We start from the raw sequence: 23091 nt of genomic DNA on the forward strand, positions 1-23091 counted from the left end.
GAAATTATCGGGTCGACATCTTCGAAGGTGGTAATTTGATAGGCTCGCAGACATTTACGCTAAACTGATAGGCTTATAAATACACTTGGTAAAACGGGTGTTTGGTTATAATAAAAAGACGTATGCAATTGCTCAGATTTATAGGAGCAATTGCATACGTCTTTTTATATTATACCTTATTTGTATAGATGTGGCTGAGTTCTACATTGATAATTTTTCTGTTATAAGTGGTGATAGTGATATTCTATTTTAGCGTAAATACGCCAAAAAATGAAATATTTGTGTCTTTTGTGTGGTGCCGCACCCTTTTTGGTGTAAAAGTCTTATTTTTTTCTTTATTCATAGACGGTTTGCGATAAATAAACTCTATACATTTGCCATTGCTCTGGCAAGAGACCATAATTTAATATGAATGAAATAACGTTTCTTAAAACTAATGCAATGGTAAATTTACAAATGAAACGAGGCAATAAATGCAATGGATTGTCTCATGAAAAACAACAAATGAAGGAGAAGAAGTTTCTATTTTCCCGCATAGTCGGTGTTCTCCTGTTAATCTTAATCTCTACATTACCGCATTCTGTTGTTTTTGCAAATACAGAAATGCCTAATAGTATTGTTCAAGCTACATTACAGAACTTAAAGGGTAAAATTGTTGATGCGACTGGAGAGCCACTTCCGGGAGCTACGGTTCAGTTAAAAGGTAGTACTAAAGGAGTAATATCTGATATGGACGGTAATTTTGAGTTTAGTAATTGCTCGGCAGGTAGTATTTTAATTGTGTCTTTTGTCGGAATGGAGACGAAAGAGATTAAATACAATGGAGAGGATTTCCTGAAAATTACATTGAAACCTAAAACAGACGAACTGGACGAAGTCACCGTTGTTGCTTTTGCAAAGCAGAAAAAGGAAAGTGTGGTAGCTTCTATCACTACGGTAAAACCTGCGGAATTAAGAGTTCCAAGTAGTAATCTTACTACTGCTCTTGCCGGTCGTGTCGCAGGTTTAATATCTTTCCAACCTAGTGGAGAACCCGGACAGGATAATGCGAATTTCTTTATTCGTGGTATTACAACTTTCGGAGCGGATGCCAAAAAAGATCCTTTAATTCTGATTGACGGGATAGAATTGACCACAGATGACCTGGCACGTCTGAATACAGATGATATTGCAGCTTTTTCTATAATGAAAGATGCGACAGCGACAGCTCTTTACGGGGCGCGTGGAGCAAATGGAGTTATTTTAGTGACTACAAAAGAGGGAAAAGAAGGAAAGGTTTCTGTCAATGCTCGTGTAGAGACCTCTTTCTCATCTCCGACAGAGCGTGTAAAGATTGCAGATCCGGTCACTTATATGCGTATGCAAAACGAGGCAATTAAGACTCGTGACCCGATGGGATTAGCCATGTATTCGGAAGAAAAAATAAGCATGACTGCTGCCGGACGTTATCCTCATTTATTTCCTGCGATCAATTGGTACGATACAATGTTGAAGGATGTGACCTCCAATCAACGAGCAAACGTCAGTTTGAGCGGTGGTGGTCCATTGGCGCGCTATTATGTTGCAGCTAATATATCCCATGACAACGGTAATATAAAAGTAGATAAAAGGAATAACTACAACAATAATATTAGTTTGATAAAATATGCCTTCCGTTCAAATATCAATCTGAATCTGACAAAATCAACGGAATTATATTTGAAATTAAGTGCTTCATTCGATGATTATAATGGTCCGATCGACGGAGGTACGGAAGTATATCGTATGGCTATGCAGGCTAATCCCGTACTATTTCAACCTTATTATGAGGCAGATGAGCAGTATTCGAACGTAAGACATATATTATATGGTAATTATGGAGACGGTAATTATGTGAATCCGTATGCACAGGTACAGAGAGGATATCGTGAGTACAGTAAGAATACGATGCTTGCCCAGTTAGGCTTTAAACAGCAACTGGATATGGTAACGGAAGGGCTTTCGGCACGAGCTTTTGTAAATATAGACCGTTATGCCGAGTTTTCCGCAAGACGTGAATGGACTCCATTTTATTATGGTATCTCAAACTATAAATTATTGGATGGAAGTTATACGTTGAAAAGATTAAAGAGTGGAAGTGATGGCTTGAACTATGCCGCAGGGGATAGGTATATTAATACAGCCTTTTATCTGGAAGCCGCATTGGAATATTCACGTATGTTCAAAGAGAAACATAGTGTAAATGGGTTGTTTGTTTATACAATGCGTGAAGCCAAACAGTCCAATCCGTACATAACCAGTTTGCAACTGTCTTTGCCCAATCGTAACATTGGTTTTGCAGGACGTATGGCTTATAATTATGATTACCGTTATATGTTGGAATTGAACTTTGGTTACAATGGCTCCGAACGTTTTGCAAAGAATAATCGTTGGGGTTTTTTCCCTTCTATTGGCGCAGGATGGATGTTATCTAACGAAAAGTTCTTTAAGCCTTTACGTAGCATATTTGACCAGTTTAAGATTAAGGCTACTTATGGTATGGCAGGTAATGATCAGATTGGTAATAATGAAGATCGTTTTTATTATATGTCAGATGTAAATAACGGGGCTGACAATACAGTGAATTGGGGAGAAAGATTGGACTATAATCCTGGCGGCGGCTTTTATGTAAATCGTTATGCAAACGACCAGATTGGTTGGGAAAAATCATATAAATTGAATACAGGCATTGAGTTTACTACTACGTTTGGGTTGGGAGGAAATATAGAATATTTCCATGAGAAACGTGATAACATATTATTAGGACGTACAATTCCGTCAACGACTGGTATTACCCAAGGAGTAAAGGCCAACTTGGGCGAGGCAAAAGGTAGTGGTATTGATATGGAAATTAATTATGATAAAATTATCAACAAGGATTTCTGGCTACAAGCCCGTGGTACATTTACATACGCGGCGAGTGAAGTTTTGGTATGGGAGGAGCCGGATTATACCGATACTCCATGGGTTTCAGCTGTAGGGCAATCTATCGGACGTATTGGGGGGTATATTGCCGAACGCCTTTTTATTGATGAGGAGGAAGTCAAAAACTCTCCGGTGCAATTTGGTGACTATACAGCGGGTGATATTAAGTATAGAGATGTGAATAATGATGGTAAGATAAATGAGTTGGATAAGGTAACAATTGGTTTTCCGAATACCCCGCAGATAAATTATGGTTTTGGAGTATCAGCAGGATATAAGGGAGTGGATATTTCTTGTTTCTTTCAGGGATCGGCACGCCAGTCATTCTTGCTTAATATTCCGGAGATAACTCCGTTTCATAATATTCGCGGTGACGGATTGATTGGTGCGAATGTAATACTTCAGGATATTGCAAACAGCTACTGGTCTGAAACCAATCCTAATCCGTATGCTTTTTGGCCTCGTTTGCAGAATGGGGTTAATGAAAATAATAATCAGCCAAGTACATGGTGGTTGCAAGACGCTGGCTTCTTGCGTTTGAAATCAGTTGAAATCGGTTATACTTTTCCACAAAAAGTGTTGAAAAAACTAGGAATGAATAATTTGCGTTTATATTGTAGTGGTACAAACCTGTTGTGCTGGAGCAAATTTAAAATGTGGGATCCGGAGTTGGCTGGTAGTGGACTGAATTATCCTCTCCAGAGAGTTTTTAATGTAGGATTGAATCTTGGGTTTTAATTAAATAATACTATAGAAAATGAAATCAATTTATAAATATATAGCCAGTATATGCATGATATTATCAGTTTCATCATGTAACTATTTGGATATAATGCCTGATGATACTGTGACAGTGAACAGTATGTTTGCCGACCGTTATACTGCTGAACGTTATTTGGCGACTTGTTATCGTGGATTACCGCGCTTGGGAGAGACCAACCGGAATCCCGGATTGGTGGGAGCTATGGAAATGGTATACAATACTACTACTGATATGGTAAACAATGCTTGTATGAGATTGGCTTTGGGGCAAAACAGTGCTTCTTCCAATGTTATTGATTATTGGCAGGGGACTGACGGCTGTTATGCCTCTATCCGTGTTTGTAATGATTTTCTGGAAGGCATTGATGGAGTGACTGATTTGCAGCAGTACCAGCGTGAGCGAATGAAAGCGGAAGTAAAGCTAATAAAAGCCTATCTGCATTTTTACCTGATTAAATATTATGGTCCTATTTGTCCGATGCGTGTTAATATTGCAGTGGATGAATCGACTCAAGGGGCGCGTGTATATCGTGAAAAGGTAGATGATTGCTTCTCTTACGTTCTGGAATTATTACAGGAGGTAATCGATAGCCAAGCACTTCCGGTGATTATTGCTAATAGGGCTACGGAGTTGGGGCGTTTCACGCAGGCAGCGGCTTATACATTGAAAGCAAAAGTTTTATTATATTGGGCAAGTCCATTGTTTAATGGAAATACAGATTACAATGACTTTTTAGATCATAATCAGGAACCTTTCTTCAATCAGGTTGAAGATAAGGGGCGTTGGAATTTGGCGGCAGAAGCCTGTGAGGATGCGATAAATGCCTGTACACAAGCAGGAATCCGCTTATATCAAAAAGAGGATTATGTTACATCACAGTTGCTGACGGATGAAACAAAGTTAGTCAATGCCATTCGGAATTCTGTTGCCGAACCATGGAACTGTGAGTTAATTTGGGGATGTACCCGTTCATTGTTAGATCCCGGCTTCCAGAGTTCGTGTCTTCCCAGATTGGAGGATGGAGGTACGGCTGTAACATCTGCTACTATTAGCCTTCCATTTTCCACAGTTAATGCTTTCTATACGAAAAACGGGTTGCCTGTCGAACAGGATGCAAACTATTATAAAGATGGAATGTATTTTCCTGTAAAATACTCTAAGGACAATTCTGAGTTTACAGAGCATTATGATTTTGATTATAACTATCGTTATGTGATTGAAAATGAAACTACGGCTGGAATGAATTTTGACCGTGAACCTCGTTTCTATGCTTCAGTAGGTTTTGATAGAGGAGTTTGGTATGGCAATTCATATAGTGATCCGGCTGGTGACCAAAGTGAGTCGCAAGCTGCATATAGATATCCCAGAAATCGTTTTGGTGAATTTTCCTCGGTTTGGAATTCCACTTGGTATAATGTTACTGGCTATTGGGCAAAGAAACTGGTCGCTTTACGTTCCACTTTTACAGGAAGCGATAATGTCTCTTTCTATTCTGTTCCTTTTCCGGATATGCGTTATGCAGACTTGTTGTTAATGGCGGCAGAAGCATGGAATGAAGCAGAAGAAACGCCTAACGAGAAAGTATACGATTATTTGGACCAGGTGAGAGAACGGGCTGGATTGGAAGGTATTAAAGAAACATACGCTAAATATGCAAGTGTGCAATATAAAGACTATCCTTCCCATAAATCTCAGATGCGGGATATTATTCATCGTGAACGGCAGGTGGAATTGTCATGTGAGGGATCTTACTATTGGGATACTCGTCGTTGGAAGACAGCAGAGAAAGAACTGAACCGTATTGTACAGGGCTGGAATGTTTTAAACGGAGAGACTGCGGAGGATTATTATATTCCTACTAATATATATAACCAGCAATTTACCCTCAGAGATTATTTCGCTCCGATACCGGATGGTGATATTATCAGGAATCCTCAGTTAGTTCAGAATCCATGGTGGTAATTATTAAATTATGAGTATTATGAAAAAGATATATATATTAATTACTTTGTCTTTAATGATATTGGTCTCCTGTACGGAAAAGCGCCTGGAACCAATTACAGAGAGCTTAGGGATGCCGACCGTACCGACAGAAATCAGTGTTGAACCAGTTTCCGGAGGAGTTGTCATATCATATCGTGTTCCTGATGTAGAGGATATTTTGGGTGTGAAGGCTGTTTATTCATTGGCTGACGGAAAGCAGCGCGAGGTAATTTCGTCCTATTATAACAATCAAGTTCGAATTATGGGATATGACGATATGGAAGAGCATGAAGCGGTGTTATATACAGTGAATCGTGCAATGGAATTATCAGAGCCTGTTACTGTATCTTTTACTCCCTTAGAATCTTCTATCAGTAAGGTTTCGAAAAGTATGAAGATTATACGTGATTTTGGCGGAGCTCAATACAGTTGGACGAATGACGAGCGTGAGTCAATAACGATGGAAATGCTGACTAATGATGAATCGGGTAACATGGTTGCTATGAAGATAATGACAACTGCTTCAAAAACGGGGACTTATGCTTTGAGAGGATATGATATTGACCCGCGTTGGTTTGCAGCCGTTGTGCGTGATAATTATGGGAATGTGTCAGATACGATTTATCCCCGTAATGAATCGGGTGAGAAAATGCAGATAGCTCCTTTGTATGAGCAAAAGTTGAATAAATCGGCAATGCGAATAATGATATTAAATAATGATACACCTTTCAATGACTTTGGAGGTAGTAATGCGAATATGATTGATGATAATCTGGAGACTTTCGGACATAGTAGTAACGGAACGATGCCGGCTTCTTTCACTATTGATTTGGGAGAGCCTGTAAAACTTAGCCGTGTGGTTCTTTATCAACGCAACAATGAACCTTATGGCTGGGGAAATCCTCGGGTATTCGAAGTTTATTATTCCGGCAGTGAACCGGAACGAAGCGGGGATTGGGGACAATGGACTAAATTATTGGATTGTGAAGTAATTAAACCATCTGGTATGCCGATTGGTACCAATACAGATGAAGATATGGAGGCGCTTAAAGAAGGACATGATTTTAGTTTTGATGTTGATCAGGAGCCGGTACGATATCTTAGGTTTAAATTTATAAAAGTGTGGACCAGTTCAACCTTCTGTCATCCTGCTGAATTTACGTTTTATGGAGATCCTAATGTCGAATAAAATATTGATGATAATATGAAAAGAATATATGATAATTTGTTATTATTGTTGTTGTGTCTGTCTGGTCTCTGTTCTTGTGATGATGTGATGGATACACATAAGGCCTTTATTCAAGGTGGGGAAATTATCTATGCCCCTATGCCCGATACAATATTTTTTGTTGCCGGGAAGAATCGGGTCGAGCTAAACTATGAAATATCGAAAGCGCCGAATGTGAAATTTATGAATGTTTATTGGGATAATGGTGCGGGGTCGCTTGTGGTTCCGTTGGAACTTTCTTCCGGAACAGAAAAAGGAAAGGTAATTTTAGATGATATGGAAGAAAAGTCATACACGTTTACTGTTGAATTGCAAGATTCGTATGGACATAAATCTCTAAAGACCACAGGAATAGGCTCTTCGTATGGAGAAACATATCAGGCTAGCCTGTCTCAAAGGCGTATTAGTAGGATGGCAACAAGTGATAATGGAGGGATTATTGAGTGGAATATTGCTTCGGAAGATTTGATATATACTGAAGTGAAATATACGAATGTAGCTGGTGAAGAAGTGTTGTTGGAGATGGATGCCAATCAAAACGCTCTTGATTGTCCGGGAGCGAAACCGGGAGGAACTGTGGAATTTCGCTCTGCTTACCTTCCGGAAGAAAAATGTATTGATGTTTTCTATACGCCATGGGTACGTTCGGATGAATTGGGAATGATATTTCCGCATGTTTACACAATGGAAGAAGCCGATAGGCAAAATTGGGAACTGTTGTACTATGATAATACGGACCCCGAAGAAGGAAGGCCTGAGTATATTTTGGATAATAATCCTTCTTCCTATTGGCATTCCAATTATCGGGATGGCCAGCAGAAGCCCTATCCTTTCACCTTTGTCATAGACATGAAGGATGAACTTATGGTAGGAAAATTGGGTGCCATGTCTCGTGAGAATAACTACTATACAAAAGGCATCAGTTATTATATCTCTGACGATGACGAGTTCACCGCCGGAAATCCGGACGGAAATCAGTGGACCTATATTGGTGAGATTGAACTGTTGAAACAAAATGGAATGCAATGGAGTGAAGTCATAACCAGTACTTTGGAAAAACAGGTGAAAGGACGCTATTTAAAGATTATATGTACCAGTGGACATGGAGCATCCCATTTGGGGGCTATTGCAGAAATTACGGTACAAAAAGTAACCGCAATAGACGGGGAAGATTTGTAACTAATTGGTTGTTAAATATAAAATAAAGTATGATGAAGAAAATTCTTTTTGTGACATTGGTGTGTATATGGAGTGTAGTCTCGATGTATGCATGGGACCGGAATATCTTGATTTCGACTAAAAATACCTCGTTGCTGTTTGCAGCACAGAACGATGGAGATTTGCGGTTTGCATATTACGGTGATAAGATAACTCCGGATCAAATAAATCAAATCCACGATATATGGGCAGGTCTGAACAGACCTGCATATCCGACGTTCGGTTCGGAATATTCGTCGGCTACGGCACTTCAGGTAGTGCATCCGGATGGAAATATGACTCTGGATCTTATCGTGAAAGATGTAACGACAAAAAATGTAGAAAACGGAGAACAGACGGTAGTGACTTTAAGAGATAAACACTATCCGTTTGAAGTGAAGATGAACTATAAAGCCTATAATAACTCAGATATCATCGAGATGTGGGCGGAGATCTCCCATGCCGAAAAGAAAGCGGTTGTCTTGAAACGGTTTGATTCGGGATGTATGCCTATCCGCAGAGGAGACGTATGGATTTCTCATTTGCACGGGAGTTGGATTGCAGAATCAGATGTTACTTCCGAGCCATTGAAGCCGGGCATGAAAACAATAAAGAATATGGATGGAGCACGCAATGGTCAGGGAGACCATGCGGAGGTTATGTTCTCTCTGGATGGGCGTCCGCAGGAAAATACGGGGCGTATGATTGGAGCCGCCTTGTGTTGGAGTGGAAATTACAAACTTCGTATTGATACGGATAATAATTATTCTCATAACTTCCTGGCAGGAATCAATGATGAAGCATCCGAATATAAACTGGAACCAAAGGAAGTTTTCGTAACCCCTAAACTTGCCTTCACGTATAGTGAAGAAGGGCTGAGTGGCGTAAGCCGTAATTTTCATCGTTGGGCACGTAACGGTCAGATTCATGGTGGTAATAAGCTTCGTGACATTCTGTTGAATAGTTGGGAAGGTGTCTATTTTGACATTGACGAGCAGAAAATGGACCAGATGATGGGAGACTTTGCTGCAATGGGCGGTGAGTTGTTTGTTATGGACGACGGTTGGTTCGGTGACAAGTATCCGCGGAATAATGACCATTCTTCATTGGGCGATTGGGTGGTGAACAAACGGAAGTTGCCTAATGGAGTGGATGGTCTGATTGCGACAGCCAAGAAACATGGAATAAAATTTGGGATTTGGATTGAACCGGAGAGTGCCAATACCGTCAGTGAACTGTATGAGAAACATCCGGATTGGGTGTTGAAAGTTCCTAATCGTGATCCTCGTTATGGGCGTGGTGGTACACAGATGCTGTTGGACTTGTCCAATCCCGAAGTACAGGACTTTGTATTCCAGGTAGTTGATGATTTAATGACCAACTATCCTGATATCGCCTATATCAAATGGGATGCTAATGCGTCTTTGGTGAATTACGGATCTCCTTATTTGCCTAAGGACAAGCAATCTCATATATACATTGATTTTCATCGTGGATTGCAGAAGGCGGTAGAACGTATTCGTGCCAAATATCCGGATCTGGTGATGCAGGCTTGTGGTGGCGGCGGCGGTCGTGTTGATTATGGAGTGATGCCCGGATTCGATGAGTTTTGGGTGAGTGATAATACCGATGCGTTGCAGCGTATATTTATGCAGTGGGGTACCTCTTATTTCTATCCTTCTATGGCTATGGCACAGCATGTCAGTGCTTCTCCCAATCATCAGACGGGAAGGGTAATCCCTTTGAAATTCCGTTTTGACGTAGCTATGAGCGGTCGTCTCGGAATGGAAATTCAACCAAAGACCATGTCTGACGAGGAGAAAGAATTCTCGAAACATGCGATTGCTACTTATAAGGAAATTCGTCCGGTTGTGCAGTTCGGCGATTTATACCGCTTAATTTCTCCTTTCGATAAGCTGGGGGTTGCTTCTTTGATGTATTGTACTCCGGAGAAAGATCGTGCTGTGTTCTTTGCTTATAAAATCGAGCATTATATGAATCAGGTATTACCTCGTTTCCGTATGGCCGGACTGGATGCGAACAAGAATTATCGTATTCGTGAACTGAATTTGCCGCAAGGCGAGAATCCGTGTTATTTGCATGACAAGGTTGTAGCAGGTAGTATTCTGATGAATACAGGAATGGAAGTTCCTTTGGGGGCAGAGTATGCGAGTCGGGTGTTTGAACTCATAGAGGTTAAATAGAAGAGAGTAAGTAAATGAATGGAAAGCCTCGGACGATACTTCGTCCGGGGCTTTTTAAGTAATACCGGTTTAAGTTAGGAATAGTAGACGTATGAAATACATGATATAGGCACGAAACTGAACATACCCCGCTAAACATATCATATACAACCGCTATACATCTGTTATCCGGTAGGTATTGTTCTGTCAGGATACCGATATTGCTAATTCGCCACGGCCGTGGAGAGTATTCGTCACACCCGTGGTAATATCTCGCCACGGCTGTGGAGAGAACTCTCCACGGCTGTGGCAGACTAACTAAATCGGTACTCTAACCTAATCATACCGGTATTCCAATCTAACTATACCGGCTTCCCTTCCTATAAAGTCCCACTTAATAAACCGGCAGGCAAGTTACTTGCCTGAATATAAACTGATAGCCGTTCGGTTATTTGATTTCCAATAAATCTCCGGCTTTCATAGGTATAGTTATGATACGGTGAGTGTCAGGAACCGTTTTGATTGTTTTTCCATTGAGCAGGATTCTGTACGGCTTGTTTTTGTTTTGAGGTATTTTTATGGAGAAAGAATTTGCAGCGGTAGCTTTAACCGAAGCATAGTTGATGACAGAGTTGTTCCAGTCAGCCGAGACTTCCGCGCCACCACGGACACATAATCCTTTATAACTTCCTTTATTCCATTGTTCCGGTAAGCAAGGAAGAAACTCAATATATCCTTCATGGCTTTGGATGAGCATTTCACCGATACCGGCAGCTCCTGCTGCATTTCCGTCAAAGATGAATATGTCATAAGGTGCTCCTGCGATACCAGCCGGAGATATGCTCAACAGATTCTCACGGGCAAAATCACCAACTAAAATACCGATACTCTTATGCGCGTTAGCAGCATCTTTGAGACGGGCATAAAAACAAATCATATTTGCCCTACTCCATTCCACATCCTCCCAGCCCGGTGCGCTAAGCCTGTCTTCTATCGTTTTTCTTGCCCCTGTTGCTAATTCCGGAGTTTTTGTCAAAGATATCTGATTGAAAGGGTATAATGCGAGCAAATGGGAAGTGTGCCGGTGATTGGGACTGGCTTCTTCATAGTCTTCGTACCATTCACGGATCGCTCCGTTGGCACGTAAACGAATTGGAGGGAACTTACCCAGTGCATTCTTCAGACTATCGCTGAAGGCTTTATCTGTATTAAGTATTTGGGCAGCTTGTATGCATGAACGGAATATTTCATAAGCTAAAACGCGATCACAGGTAGGCATCATTGAGGCACATAAGGTGGTGCCCTGATAACGGAAATTATTTTCAGGAGAAATGCTGGGGCCTGTGACCAGATGACCGCTGTTCGGGTCTTCCGTCATATAGTCTAACAAAAATTCCGCATTTCCCTTTAATAAAGGATAAGCTGTCTTGGCTAGAAAATCCTTGTCCAACGTATACTCATATTGACTCCAGAGATGTGAGGCAAGCCATGAACTGGCTGTAGGAAAAAGTCCCCAGCCTATGTTGCTTGAAGGTGCGGTACATCCCCAGATATTGGCTGTTGTATGCGCTGTCCAGCCTTTGCAGCCATATACTATTTGTGCGGTTTTGGTGCCGTGTATGGATAAGTCTTTGATATAGCTGAAAAGTGGAATGTTGCATTCCGGCAGGTTTCCGATGTTGGAAATCCAATAGTTCTGTTGGGTGTTTATATCCAGATGATAATCGTTGGTCCAACTCATGTTGCATGCCAGATTGTCGTTGAAGAAACCTTGTAATGCGACGGGTAGCGGAGAGTTCTCGCGTGAAGAAGCGAGTAATAAATAACGTCCGTATTGAAAGAAAATTGCATCAAGCCCGGGATCGGTGGCGCCTGATTTGATACGTTCCCACCTTTTGTCAGTAGGCAGCTTATCGTACCGGTTGTTGCCGAGAGTCAGAGAGACGCGGTCGAACAAAGGAGAAAAGTCTTCAATGTGCCTGCGCTTGAGTTCTTTATATTCTTGTGCCTCTACCTCCTTAATTGTTTGCTCGCATAATTGCTTATATTGATCATTCTTGTAGTTGGTACGTACATCAATAATAATAGTCAGTTCATCAGCATTTTGTACGGAAAGTAGTCCCGGTTTCGTCTGAAAAGTACCTTTGGGAGCAATAACGGATATTTTACCTATAAAGGAAACCCCACCGGGACCTTGTTGGGGAAAAGATACATCTCCTTCAAAAGTTATCTGCTGATCTTTTATTTGCACAGAAGCCTCCCGTAGCAGATCAAGGGACAAGTCGGCTGTGATACTTCCTTTTTTATCGGCGGACGTGTGGAGGATTATTGCGTCGTCCGGATTGCTCGCAAAACATTCACGAGTGTATTGTATAGCTCCAACTTTATAAGAAACTGTACTCAATGCCTGATTCATATTCAATGAACGTTTATAATTGGTTATTTTCCCTTCGGGATATGTGAAACTTAGTTTCAAGTCTCCAATAGGCAAATGGGTACCGAACGAATGTAGTAGTCCTCTCAGGTTCTCCCCGGCAATCTGATTCCCTTCAACCAGTTTTCCGTCGAAGAATAATTGCCGTAACTCCTTCATCTTTTCTTTCCCGAAAGGTTGTTCTTGGTGCGGATCGTGAGCTCCGGACCACATGCTGGATTCGTTTATGGCGATAATCTCTCCCAGTACTCCACCATAAACCATAGCGCCTAAGCGTCCGTTTCCGACAGGAGTCGATTTCATCCATTCGTCCGCAGGCTGGTCATACCATAATTCTATGGGAGGATTAGAGCCTTTGGCCGATAGGATTGCCGGAAAGACGAATACTGCTATTATACAATAATTACGGATAAATGTAGATTTCATGTGCTCGATAGTTTTCATTGATACATAAATTTGTGATTGAACATACAAATGTAGCCTGTTTCGGAAAACGGTCGAATCACAGGTGCGTCAATAACTAACAAAAATGACGCAAATATAAATTTGTACCGTTTAAAATGCCTATATTTCGTGCGTTTACGTATTTTTGTACCGCAATAATATGAATGATATGAAAAAGGCACTGTTGACTTTATTATTGGTTTTATTACATTTATCTGCTATACCCAATAATTATTCTAGCTACTCTTTCTTGCATATAACAGGTGACAATGGACTGTCACAAAGCCATGTAAAGGCTATCTTGAAGGATAGTTATGGTTTTATGTGGTTCGGCACCAAGAATGGGCTGAATCGTTATGACGGTACTTCTATTTTACAGCTCGACTGTGATGACTACGTGGCAAAGAAAGGGAATCACAATATTTCAGCTCTTTTTGAAGATAAAGATAAGAAGCTATGGGTCGGGACTGACCGAGGAGTGTATTTATATGATATGATGCTGGATACATTTACTGCTTTGGACGATAAGGCTGAATCCGGTGCCAGTCTGGATAATTGGGTATCTAATATTGTAGCCGATTCTGTGGGGAATATCTGGGTGGTGATACCGGACCAGGGAGTGTTCAGATATGCCGGGAAGAAACTATACTTTTATGAGATAATAGACCGGAATAACTTTAAGAAAGAGACTCCGGATTGCATTCATGTCACCTCGAAGGGAGAAGTCTGGGTGGGAACCTGGGGCGCGGGCTTATTCCGTTATGACACAGCAAAAGATAAATTCGAGCAGTACAAGGCAGATAAAGACAATAATTCTTTGACGGCACTCTCTATCAATTCAATATGTGAAAGTGACGGTTGGCTGATAATGGCTATCCAGAATGGGCGTATTATGAAGTATCATCCCCGGCAGAACATTCTTCGTAGTCTGGATCTTGCAGATGTCAGCCATACATTTGTCAGGAATGTTTCAATGCATGGAGATGAAATCTGGGCGGGAACTCATGAAGGGGTATATATTATTAATGAGAAGAAAGGTACAGTGGTACATTTAAAGTCTAATCTCATTGAGCCTTTCAGCTTGTCTGACAATATAATATATACAATGTATGAGGATGATGAAGGTGGTATGTGGCTGGGCACTATGTTCGGGGGCGTTAATTACTTGCCTAATCGTGGGTTGATTTTTGAAAAGTATGTCCCTTTGAATACCGGGCAATCGTTGAGTTCCAAGAGAATACGCGAACTGGTTGAGGATAAGAAAGGGAATGTATGGATCGGAACAGAAGACGGAGGCGTTAATATTCTATCTAGATCCGGACAAATCACCCGGATGAAATCAAATGATAAGGAACAGCGAAACCGGACTATTCTGAATATGTCCATATATGGGGAGAACATCTATTGCGGATTGTTCAAGGAGGGACTTGATGTGATAAAACCTACCGGGGAAGTTGTTCATTACTCTGACAAGGCTCTGAATATTGAAGAGGGAAGTGTCTGGGCATTCTGTATCGACAAGAAAGGCTGCAAGTGGATAGGAACCGGTTCCGGTTTGTTTATGGCGGATAAAGATTCTTTCTTGTTTTCGAAAGTGAATGAAGTAGGATATGACTGGATTTTTGACATCTTTGAAGATCGTGAAGGTAATCTGTGGTTTGCATCTATGGGTAGTGGAGTCTGGAAACATAATCCGCAGGCGAATTCTTTTGAAAAGTATATCAATAAGGAAGGTGAGCCTAACAGTTTAAGTTCGAACTCGGTCAGCTCGGTCATGCAGGACAGCAAAGGGCGTATATGGCTCTCGACCGATAGAGGTGGCATTTGCCGGTATAATGCAGAGACGAATGATTTTACTTCTTTCTCTATAAAGGAAGGGTTGCCGGATGATGTGGCTTATGAAATATTGGAAGATGATGCTCATAACCTTTGGTTCGGGACTAATAAAGGGTTGGTGAAATTCAATCCGGAGACGAAAGATATTCATGTCTTTACTACCAAAGACGGGCTGCTGGGGAACCAGTTTAATTATAAGTCAGCTTTGAAAGTAGGCGACGGCAGGTTTTTCTTTGGAGGGATTAATGGGCTTATTGCTTTTGACCCGAATATCTCCCGGCAGCAGTTAGCTCCTCCTTCTCCTATTTATATCTCAAAGTTCAGCATTTACAATAAAGAAATAACGGTACATACTCCCAATTCTCCTTTGAAGAAGAATATTGTAGGCACGGAAGAGATAGTTTTGCCTTATAATCAGTCGAATATCAGTTTTGATATTGCTTTGCTGAGCTACTCTACCACAAAATCGAATCAGTACTATTACCGTTTGGACCCGTTGGACAAAGATTGGGTAAAGGCGATTAGCAATCAGAATATCTCGTATGCCAAACTGTCGCCGGGAAAGTATGTTTTTAGGATACAGGCCGATAATAGTAACAGTCAGTTGGCTAAACGTTCTTTGTCTATTGTTATTTTACCTCCCTGGTGGTTGTCGGTATGGGCGTATAGTTGCTACGTCTTCTTCTTCATATCTTCTATTTGGGCTTGTTTCTTTTGGTATAAGCGACGTAAGGAACGGCAAATGACGGAGAGCCAGAAACTGTTTGAAATACAGAAGGAAAAAGAACTTTACGAGTCGAAAGTAGAGTTCTTCACCGAAATTGCTCATGAGATACGTACGCCGTTGACTCTCATTAACGGTCCTTTGGAAGTGATCCGGGAGATGCATTTTGAAGATGTAAAACTGAACAAGAACCTGAATGTCATTGCGCAGAATACAAAACGTCTGTTGGATTTGGTCGCTCAACTGCTCGACTTCCAGAAGATAGGAGCGAATAAACTGAAACTCAAATTTGAAACGGTAGATGTAACGTCGTTATTGAAAGAAATCTGTGAGCGTTTTGAACCTACTATACAATACGAGAAGAAGGAGTTGTCTCTCCAAACTCCGGAGGAAGTGATGACAGCGGTCGTTGATAAGGAGTCTGTCACAAAGATAGTCAGCAATCTGCTGAATAATGCATTGAAATATGCGAAGAAAGAAATACAGGTGAAGTTGGAGAAGAAAGATGATAGTCTGACTATTCGTGTGGTAAGCGACGGGGAGAAAATTCCGGAAGATATGCGCGAACAGATATTTGCTCCTTTCTACCGAATGGAATCTAATATGCAAAAGGCGAAAGGTATTGGAATCGGGTTGTCTTTGGCTAAATCATTGGCTGCTTTGAATAAAGGGAAACTGTATTTGGAAATGGCGGACGAAGTATACAACACATTCGTGCTCGAACTTCCGCTTAGTCCGACCGGGCAGGTGGAACAACAGCAACAGGCGGTGGATACGGTGCCGGGGATATTGCCGGATGACGGTTTGGTGGAGAATGAAGAAATAGATAAATATACGATTCTGCTGGTTGAAGACAATGATGATATGTTGAACTTCATACTGGAACGATTGAAGGAGAATTTTATAGTGGAAGTGGCTCATCATGGTCGGGAAGCATTGGATATACTGAGAGATAAACGAATCGATTTAGTGATAAGCGATGTAATGATGCCGGTCATGGACGGCTGGGAACTGTGCAGGACATTGAAGTCGGATATGGAATTATGCCATATACCTATTATATTCCTGACAGCCAAGAATGACTTGGATAGTAAGATAAACGGCTTGAAAATGGGGGCTGAGGCTTATGTGGAAAAACCTTTCTCATTTAATTATCTGAAAGTTCAGATTTTGTCATTGCTGAATAACCGGAGAAAGGAACGCGAAGCATTCTCCAAACATCCTTTCTTCCCTGTGCATAACATGCAGGTGAACAAGGCTGATGAAGAGTTTATGGGCAAAGTTATTGAAATCATAAACGAGAACCTGACGGATGAGAATTTCAATGTGGAACGCATGGCAGATATCTTGTGTATGAGCCGTTCCGGACTATTGCGTAAGATAAAAATGTTGTTCAATCTTTCTCCGGTGGATTTCATCCGGTTGATACGCTTGCGGAAAGCGGCGGAACTCATTCAGACAGGACAATATCGTGTTGGAGAGATCTGTTATATGGTCGGTATCAATTCGCCCTCTTATTTTAGTAAGTTATTCTTGAAGCAGTTTGGTGTGTCGCCTAAGGATTTCGAGAAGCAAAGTCTGGGCGGGAAGGAAAAGATTGATATTGACAGCTATTTAAAAATGAAATAAATGAAGACAAAGATGTAATATTTGCGGATTTGTGGCGGATTATCCGCCTGTTTGCGTCAATAGTTATATTTTATGTTCTATTTATAGGAGGACTCTTCTTCTGCATCGTTTAAATTTGCAGTGTTTTTTAATACTGATATTATGAAGAAAGAATGTAGAAGAATGTTTCTTTGTATGTTTCTGTTATTGGCGGCCGTCCAGTTTTCGGGATGTAGCCGGTCTACTTCAGAATGTTTAAAGGTAAAAGACTGGGAGATTATTTATAATAGTCGGTCCGGGGGAGTTGATATTTATAAGAATTCATTGCCTCTTTGCGGTTCTGTTTATTCTTCTTTTAAATATCAGGAGAAGCTGATAAAGTCTTGTGATTATCCTAATCACCGGATCTCTTCCCGGAAGTATGAAGATGAGTTTGGAAAAGGGTATATATATCAGGTTGTCTGTACGGATTCTGTTCTTCCTATGCTTGTTCAGACCTTTTATATCTATCCGGATTATGACTATGTATTGACTGACTTTACAATAGAGGACGATCAGGAATTATCTTCCAACTATATGGCTCCGCTTATTATTGACTCACTGGCGAATGGCTCTTTTCTGTGGAATGCGGATAGCCGTGTCTTGAAAGTACCGTTTGATAATGATAAATGGGGACGTTATCGTTCGGTGCCCTTGCCTTTCGAACAACTAACGAGCTATGAAGTGACGGCTCTTTTCAATAATGAAGAACGGAATGGGATCATAGTCGGCTCGGTAGAGCACGATACATGGAAGACAGCAGTTTCAATAGGTAAAAGTTCGCTATATAACATGGGGAGTTTATGTTGCTATGGAGGTGTGGCAGATGAGCAGACACGAGATTCCAAACCCCATGGGAGTCTTGTGGGACGGCGTTTGAAGTCGCCCAAAGTCTTTATCGGATACTTTTCGGATTGGAGGGACGGACTGGAAGCATACGCGAATGCGAATGCTACCATAACTCCTCCCCGGAAATGGGAGGGGGCTGTTCCTTTCGGTTGGAATAGCTGGGGAGTCTTGAAGTTTGATTTGACTTATCAAAAAGCGGTAGAGGTTTCGGAATATATAAAAGACCATTTGCAAAACCGGTCTTTTGTCAGTCCGGCAGGCACAGTGTATGTAGGACTGGATTCCGGCTGGAATAGTTTCACAGAACAGCAACTGGCTTCTTTTGTGAAGATATGTAAGGATAATGGGCAGAAGGCGGGAGTATATTGGACGCCCTTTACGGATTGGGGGCGCAATCCGGAGAAAGTATTCGAAGATTGTCCCGAATACAAATACAAGGACGTGTATCTTTATGCGAATGGGGCACCACAGGAACTGGACGGAGCTTATGCACTGGATCCTACTCATCCGGCGGTAGAGGCTGCCATGAAAAACAAATCGGATTTGTTCCGCCGGGTAGGATTTGAGTATGTCAAGATGGACTTTATGACTCATGGAGCAATGGAAGCGGATCAATGGCATTGTGATACTATCCGGACAGGAATACAAGGATATAATTACGGAATGAAGCTACTGAACAAGTACTTTGGGGATATGTATATCAATTTATCTATATCTCCGGTTTTTCCTTCCCAGTATGCACAGTCACGACGGATAGCTTGTGATGCCTGGAATAAGATAAAAGATACGGAGTATACGATGAACGCCGTATCCTATGGCTGGTGGCAGGATTTGGTCTATCAATATAATGACGCCGACCATATTGTTCTGAAAGATGCGACCGAAGGGGAGAACCGCGCCCGGATAACTTCAGGGATCATTACGGGATTATATATCTTGGGAGATGATTTCAGTGTTGATGGAGACGCGTCGGCAAAGAGCAGATCTCTCAGTCTGTTGACTAGGGAAGAAATAAATAATGTTGCGACGGGAGTCGCGTTTCGTCCCGTAGAGGGGAATGGAGAGGCTTCGGAAAACCAGTTTGTGAGACTCAATGAAGACGGAAGCTGTGATTATGCAGTATTCAATTATTCTGATGAAGAAGTAGAAGGAACGGTGCCTTTGGATAGGCTCGGGTTGAAGACAAATAAAAGATATACAGTGAAAGAGCTGTGGAGAAACCGTGAAGAAGAAGTCGGAGCAAGCATGAAGTATACAATTCCGGCTAGAGATGTCTTATTATTCAGATTCTATAAATAAACTAAACACTGTCTTACTATGGTGCGATTTTCTATCTTTCTTTTAGTGATACTGATATCTGTTACCCTTTCCGCACAGAAGAAAACAATGAGCTGGGGAGATCAGGGGAACGGGACGTACGTTAATCCTATTTTGAATGCGGATTACTCTGACCCGGATGTGATTCGGGTAGGAGAGAAATATTATATGATCTGTTCCGATTTTCATTATTTGGGTATGCAGGTTCTGGAGTCGGACGATATGGTAAACTGGAAAGTGATTTCTCAAATCTATTCCCGTTTTTCCCATGATGACTGGAATCATAACAAGAGATACGGAGCCGGTTCGTGGGCACCCTCTTTACGTTTTCATGATAATAAATATTGGATGTTTGTCTGTACTCCTCATGAGGGGCTGCTGATGAGCTATGCGACAGATCCTAAAGGCCCGTGGTCGCCGCTACATGTGGTTGAGGCTGCCGAAAGGTGGGAAGATCCTTGTCCTTTGTGGGATGATAACGGAGAAGCCTATTTAGGGCGTAGTCAATGGGGAGGAGGGCCTATTATCGTTCATCGTATGAGTCCGGACGGCAGAAAATTGTTGGATGAAGGAGTCACGGTATATACCGGGCCGGTTGCAGAAGGTACTAAGTTCTATAAGATGAACGGATATTATTATATCAGTATTCCGGAAGGTGGAGTGAGCACTGGTTGGCAGACCATCTTGAGGTCAAAGAATATCTATGGACCTTATGAGAAGAAAGTTGTATTAGAACAAGGCACTACCAATGTAAACGGCCCTCATCAGGGAGCCTTGGTCGACACCCCTTCCGGTGAATGGTGGTTCTATCATTTCCAGGCGACGGAACCTCTGGGGCGCGTCGTACATCTTCAGCCGGTTTGCTGGAAGGAGGATTGGCCTATGATCGGAGTCGATATAGATATGAACGGTATCGGTGAGCCTGTGCGAACCTGGACAAAACCGGTCATAAACAAGACATCTGATCGGTTCTTACCCCAAACGGATGATGATTTCTCAACGGAAAAACTAGGATATCAATGGCAATTCAATCATAATCCGGATGATGAAAACTGGAGCATGTCTGAACGTAAAGGCTGGATGATGATTCATTCGACCAAAGCGAAGAACCTGCGTGAAGCACGTAACATGATGACGCAGAAATGTATGGGATACATCAGTGAGGCGGTAACGGAGCTTGACATCAAGCAAATAGCCGACGGACAACGTGCAGGAATATTGGGAATCGGCAATGTATTCAATGGAGCGGGGATAACACGTATCGAAGGAAAAAATTACGTATATTTGGAGCAGAATGGGGTAGCAAAGACTATTTGTGAATGGAAGGGCAACAGGATATTTCTGAAGGCTCGTTTCAATGCTCCGGAGAATCTTCATCAATTCTATTATAGTGCGAATGGAAAGGAATTTACGGCCTGCGGTGATTTATATTCGTTACATAGTGGAGACTGGAAAGGTATTCGTACAGGTATCTACTCCTATAATGTGAATGATGAGAGAGGGAAAGTGTTCTTTAATAGTTTTATTTATCACATGGATGACTTTAATTAATATAAGTAAAATGAAAAGGAGATTTGTACTATTATTACTACTGTGTATTGTTCATATAGGTGGGTATGCGAAGATTACTTTGCCAGGTTATTTTGCGGATAACATGGTACTGCAACAACAAACTAAAGTTCTTATTAGCGGACAGTCTTCCGGACAGGGGGGCGTTGAACTAAGAGTGGGTTGGGATAAAAAAGTGTATAAGGCGGACATCGGTACAAGCGGTGAATGGAGTATAGAAGTGGAGACTCCCAAGGCCGGCGGCCCCTATGATATAGTTTTATCTGATGGTGAGGAGTGCTTCTTACATAATGTGCTGATTGGTGAAGTTTGGCTTTGTTCGGGGCAGTCTAACATGGAAATGCCGCTTGCCGGCTGGGGCAAGGTTATGAATTATGAGAAGGAAATAGCGGAAGCCGATTATCCGTCAATCCGGTTGTTTCAAGTTAAAAAAGAAACCTCATTGAGCCCCAGGAAGAATCTGGCTTCTACTATGGGAGGTTGGAAGGAATGCTCTCCCGCAATGATTCCGAACTTCTCGGCAGTCGGTTATTTCTTTGCACGTAACCTGTGGAAAGACTTGAACGTGCCGGTTGGAGTGATTGATTGTACGTGGGGTGGTACCCCTGCGGAAGGTTGGGCTAGCTATGATGCGATGAAAAAGATACTGGGATTTAGTAAAGAAGTGGAAAATGCTCAGGCTTTAAAGTTTAATGCAGAACTATTGAGGAAGAAATATGATGAGGATAGAAAAGAATGGCAGCAAGGCCTGAATGACTCTGACAGGGGATATTCGGGTAACCGGAGTCTTTGGACGCCAACCGGCTATCCTGATGAGAACTGGGGTGCTATGTCTCTGCCCGGATATTGGGAAAATAAAGGAATGAGTAATTTTGATGGGATTGTATGGTTTCGTAAAACGATCGACATACCGGTGGACTGGAGTGGAAAACAGTTAAAGTTAAGATTGAGTATGATTGATGACGAAGATATCACCTATTTTAATGGGATTGAGATTGCTCGTGGATATGGATATAATTCACCACGTGAATATATTGTTCCTGCTGAAGTGGTGAAAGTGGGTAAAGCGGTCATTACAGTCCGCGTTTCCGACTTTGGGGGAGAAGGTGGAATTCATGGGCAACCGGAAGATTTGTGGATTTCTTGCGGTGAAGCGGATAAGATTCCGTTGGCCGGAGAATGGAGATATAAGGTTGGGGTTTCTATGAAAGAAGTTCCGCGGGTTCCGCTATCACCGGTTGATAATGCCAGTTATCCAGCTGCAATTTACAATGCAATGGTGAATCCGCTGATACATTTTCCTGTGAAGGGAGTTATTTGGTATCAGGGAGAAGCCAACGTGGGACGTGCAGCTGAATATGCGGACTTGTTTCAGTCATTGATTCAGGACTGGCGCGATAAATGGCAGAATCCGGAGATGCCTTTTTACTTTGTTCAGCTAGCCAGTTATCTGGAACGTAAGGAGATACAGCCGGACTCGGAATGGGCCGCTTTGCGGGAAGCGCAAAATAAAGCATTGCATTTGTGTAATACAGGAATGGCAGTAGCTATTGATATTGGTGATGCTAACGACATTCATCCCAAGAATAAACAGGAAGTGGGACGCCGTCTGTCCTTACTTGCTTTGCAGAAAACGTATGGCAAAGGGAAAGTAACGGATATCATGTCCTATAAGGATTATGTCGTTGAGAATGACAAAGTCCGTTTGATATTTGAAGGTAATACGAAAGGGTTCCAACCCTCAGATCTCTTGACCGGATTTACAATTGCAGGTGCAGATCATGTGTTCTATCCGGCAAAGGCGCAGATAAAAGGGAATGAATTATTGGTTTGGTCGCCGGACGTCTCCAATCCGGTAGCTGTGCGCTATGGTTGGGCCGATAACCCGGATTGCAATTTATATGATAGAACAGGATTGCCGGTCGCTCCTTTCAGGACAGACTGTTGGTGATTGCCCTTGCTTTATTGGTGGAT

At 41.9% G+C, this 23091-nt stretch carries 10 protein-coding genes; 9 read left to right on the forward strand and 1 reads right to left on the reverse strand.

Annotation, left to right across the window (positions count from 1 at the left end; all coding sequences use genetic code 11):
- The first annotated feature begins 504 nt into the window (after positions 1–504).
- The 5 genes from BHV72_RS08255 to BHV72_RS08275 are packed head-to-tail and all read left to right on the forward strand — an operon-like array spanning position 505 to position 10318.
- Positions 505–3681: a SusC/RagA family TonB-linked outer membrane protein gene (locus BHV72_RS08255; RefSeq protein ID WP_122294775.1), complete on the forward strand. Its 3177-nt coding sequence runs from the start codon at positions 505–507 to the stop codon at positions 3679–3681.
- A gap of 55 nt (positions 3682–3736) precedes the next feature.
- Positions 3737–5668, forward strand: a complete 1932-nt coding sequence (locus BHV72_RS08260) for a RagB/SusD family nutrient uptake outer membrane protein (protein ID WP_286855576.1) — start codon at positions 3737–3739, stop codon at positions 5666–5668.
- A gap of 19 nt (positions 5669–5687) precedes the next feature.
- Positions 5688–6878: a DUF5000 domain-containing lipoprotein gene (locus BHV72_RS08265; RefSeq protein ID WP_122295074.1), complete on the forward strand. Its 1191-nt coding sequence runs from the start codon at positions 5688–5690 to the stop codon at positions 6876–6878.
- Positions 6879–6893: 15 nt separating this feature from the next.
- Complete coding sequence (locus BHV72_RS08270) at positions 6894–8096, forward strand: DUF4998 domain-containing protein (RefSeq protein WP_122294779.1); 1203 nt, start codon at positions 6894–6896, stop codon at positions 8094–8096.
- Positions 8097–8128: 32 nt separating this feature from the next.
- The gene (locus BHV72_RS08275) at positions 8129–10318 is read left to right on the forward strand and encodes an alpha-galactosidase (protein WP_373141819.1); all 2190 of its coding nucleotides are present in this window, start codon (positions 8129–8131) and stop codon (positions 10316–10318) included.
- 427 nt (positions 10319–10745) lie between these two features.
- On the opposite strand, the gene BHV72_RS08280 is transcribed toward BHV72_RS08275, so the two are convergent.
- Positions 10746–13157, reverse strand: a complete 2412-nt coding sequence (locus BHV72_RS08280) for a glycoside hydrolase family 95 protein (RefSeq protein WP_286855577.1) — start codon at positions 13155–13157, stop codon at positions 10746–10748.
- A gap of 187 nt (positions 13158–13344) precedes the next feature.
- Between BHV72_RS08280 and BHV72_RS08285 the strand changes: the two genes are divergently transcribed.
- The 4 genes from BHV72_RS08285 (at position 13345) to BHV72_RS08300 (ending at position 23068) form a co-directional block, all read left to right on the forward strand.
- Positions 13345–17364 (forward strand): hybrid sensor histidine kinase/response regulator transcription factor, encoded by a 4020-nt coding sequence (locus BHV72_RS08285; protein WP_195414442.1) that lies wholly within the window; start codon positions 13345–13347, stop codon positions 17362–17364.
- A 141-nt stretch (positions 17365–17505) separates the two neighbouring features.
- Positions 17506–19530, forward strand: coding sequence for an alpha-galactosidase (locus BHV72_RS08290; RefSeq protein WP_195414441.1), 2025 nt, complete (start codon positions 17506–17508; stop codon positions 19528–19530).
- Between the two features lie 18 nt (positions 19531–19548).
- On the forward strand, positions 19549–21099 hold the full coding sequence (locus BHV72_RS08295) for a glycoside hydrolase family 43 protein (RefSeq protein ID WP_195414440.1): 1551 nt from the start codon (positions 19549–19551) through the stop codon (positions 21097–21099).
- 10 nt (positions 21100–21109) lie between these two features.
- Entirely contained in the window at positions 21110–23068 is a 1959-nt protein-coding gene (locus BHV72_RS08300) for a sialate O-acetylesterase (RefSeq protein WP_286855578.1), read from the forward strand.
- Positions 23069–23091: the final 23 nt, after the last annotated feature.

This window comes from Bacteroides sp. 43_46 (genome assembly GCF_001915455.1).
In the GTDB taxonomy this organism is placed as follows: domain Bacteria; phylum Bacteroidota; class Bacteroidia; order Bacteroidales; family Bacteroidaceae; genus Bacteroides; species Bacteroides caccae.

Excerpts from the sequence above, each read along its gene's own strand:
- BHV72_RS08265 (WP_122295074.1), top strand. The coding sequence starts at position 5,688 with ATGAAAAAGATATATATATTAATTACTTTGTCTTTAATGATATTGGTC.
- BHV72_RS08300 (WP_286855578.1), top strand. The coding sequence starts at position 21,110 with ATGAAAAGGAGATTTGTACTATTATTACTACTGTGTATTGTTCATATA.
- BHV72_RS08295 (WP_195414440.1), top strand. The coding sequence starts at position 19,549 with ATGGTGCGATTTTCTATCTTTCTTTTAGTGATACTGATATCTGTTACC.
- BHV72_RS08280 (WP_286855577.1), bottom strand. The coding sequence starts at position 13,157 with ATGAAATCTACATTTATCCGTAATTATTGTATAATAGCAGTATTCGTC.
- BHV72_RS08275 (WP_373141819.1), top strand. The coding sequence starts at position 8,129 with ATGAAGAAAATTCTTTTTGTGACATTGGTGTGTATATGGAGTGTAGTC.
- BHV72_RS08285 (WP_195414442.1), top strand. The coding sequence starts at position 13,345 with ATGAAAAAGGCACTGTTGACTTTATTATTGGTTTTATTACATTTATCT.
- BHV72_RS08255 (WP_122294775.1), top strand. The coding sequence starts at position 505 with ATGAAGGAGAAGAAGTTTCTATTTTCCCGCATAGTCGGTGTTCTCCTG.
- BHV72_RS08260 (WP_286855576.1), top strand. The coding sequence starts at position 3,737 with ATGATATTATCAGTTTCATCATGTAACTATTTGGATATAATGCCTGAT.
- BHV72_RS08290 (WP_195414441.1), top strand. The coding sequence starts at position 17,506 with ATGAAGAAAGAATGTAGAAGAATGTTTCTTTGTATGTTTCTGTTATTG.
- BHV72_RS08270 (WP_122294779.1), top strand. The coding sequence starts at position 6,894 with ATGAAAAGAATATATGATAATTTGTTATTATTGTTGTTGTGTCTGTCT.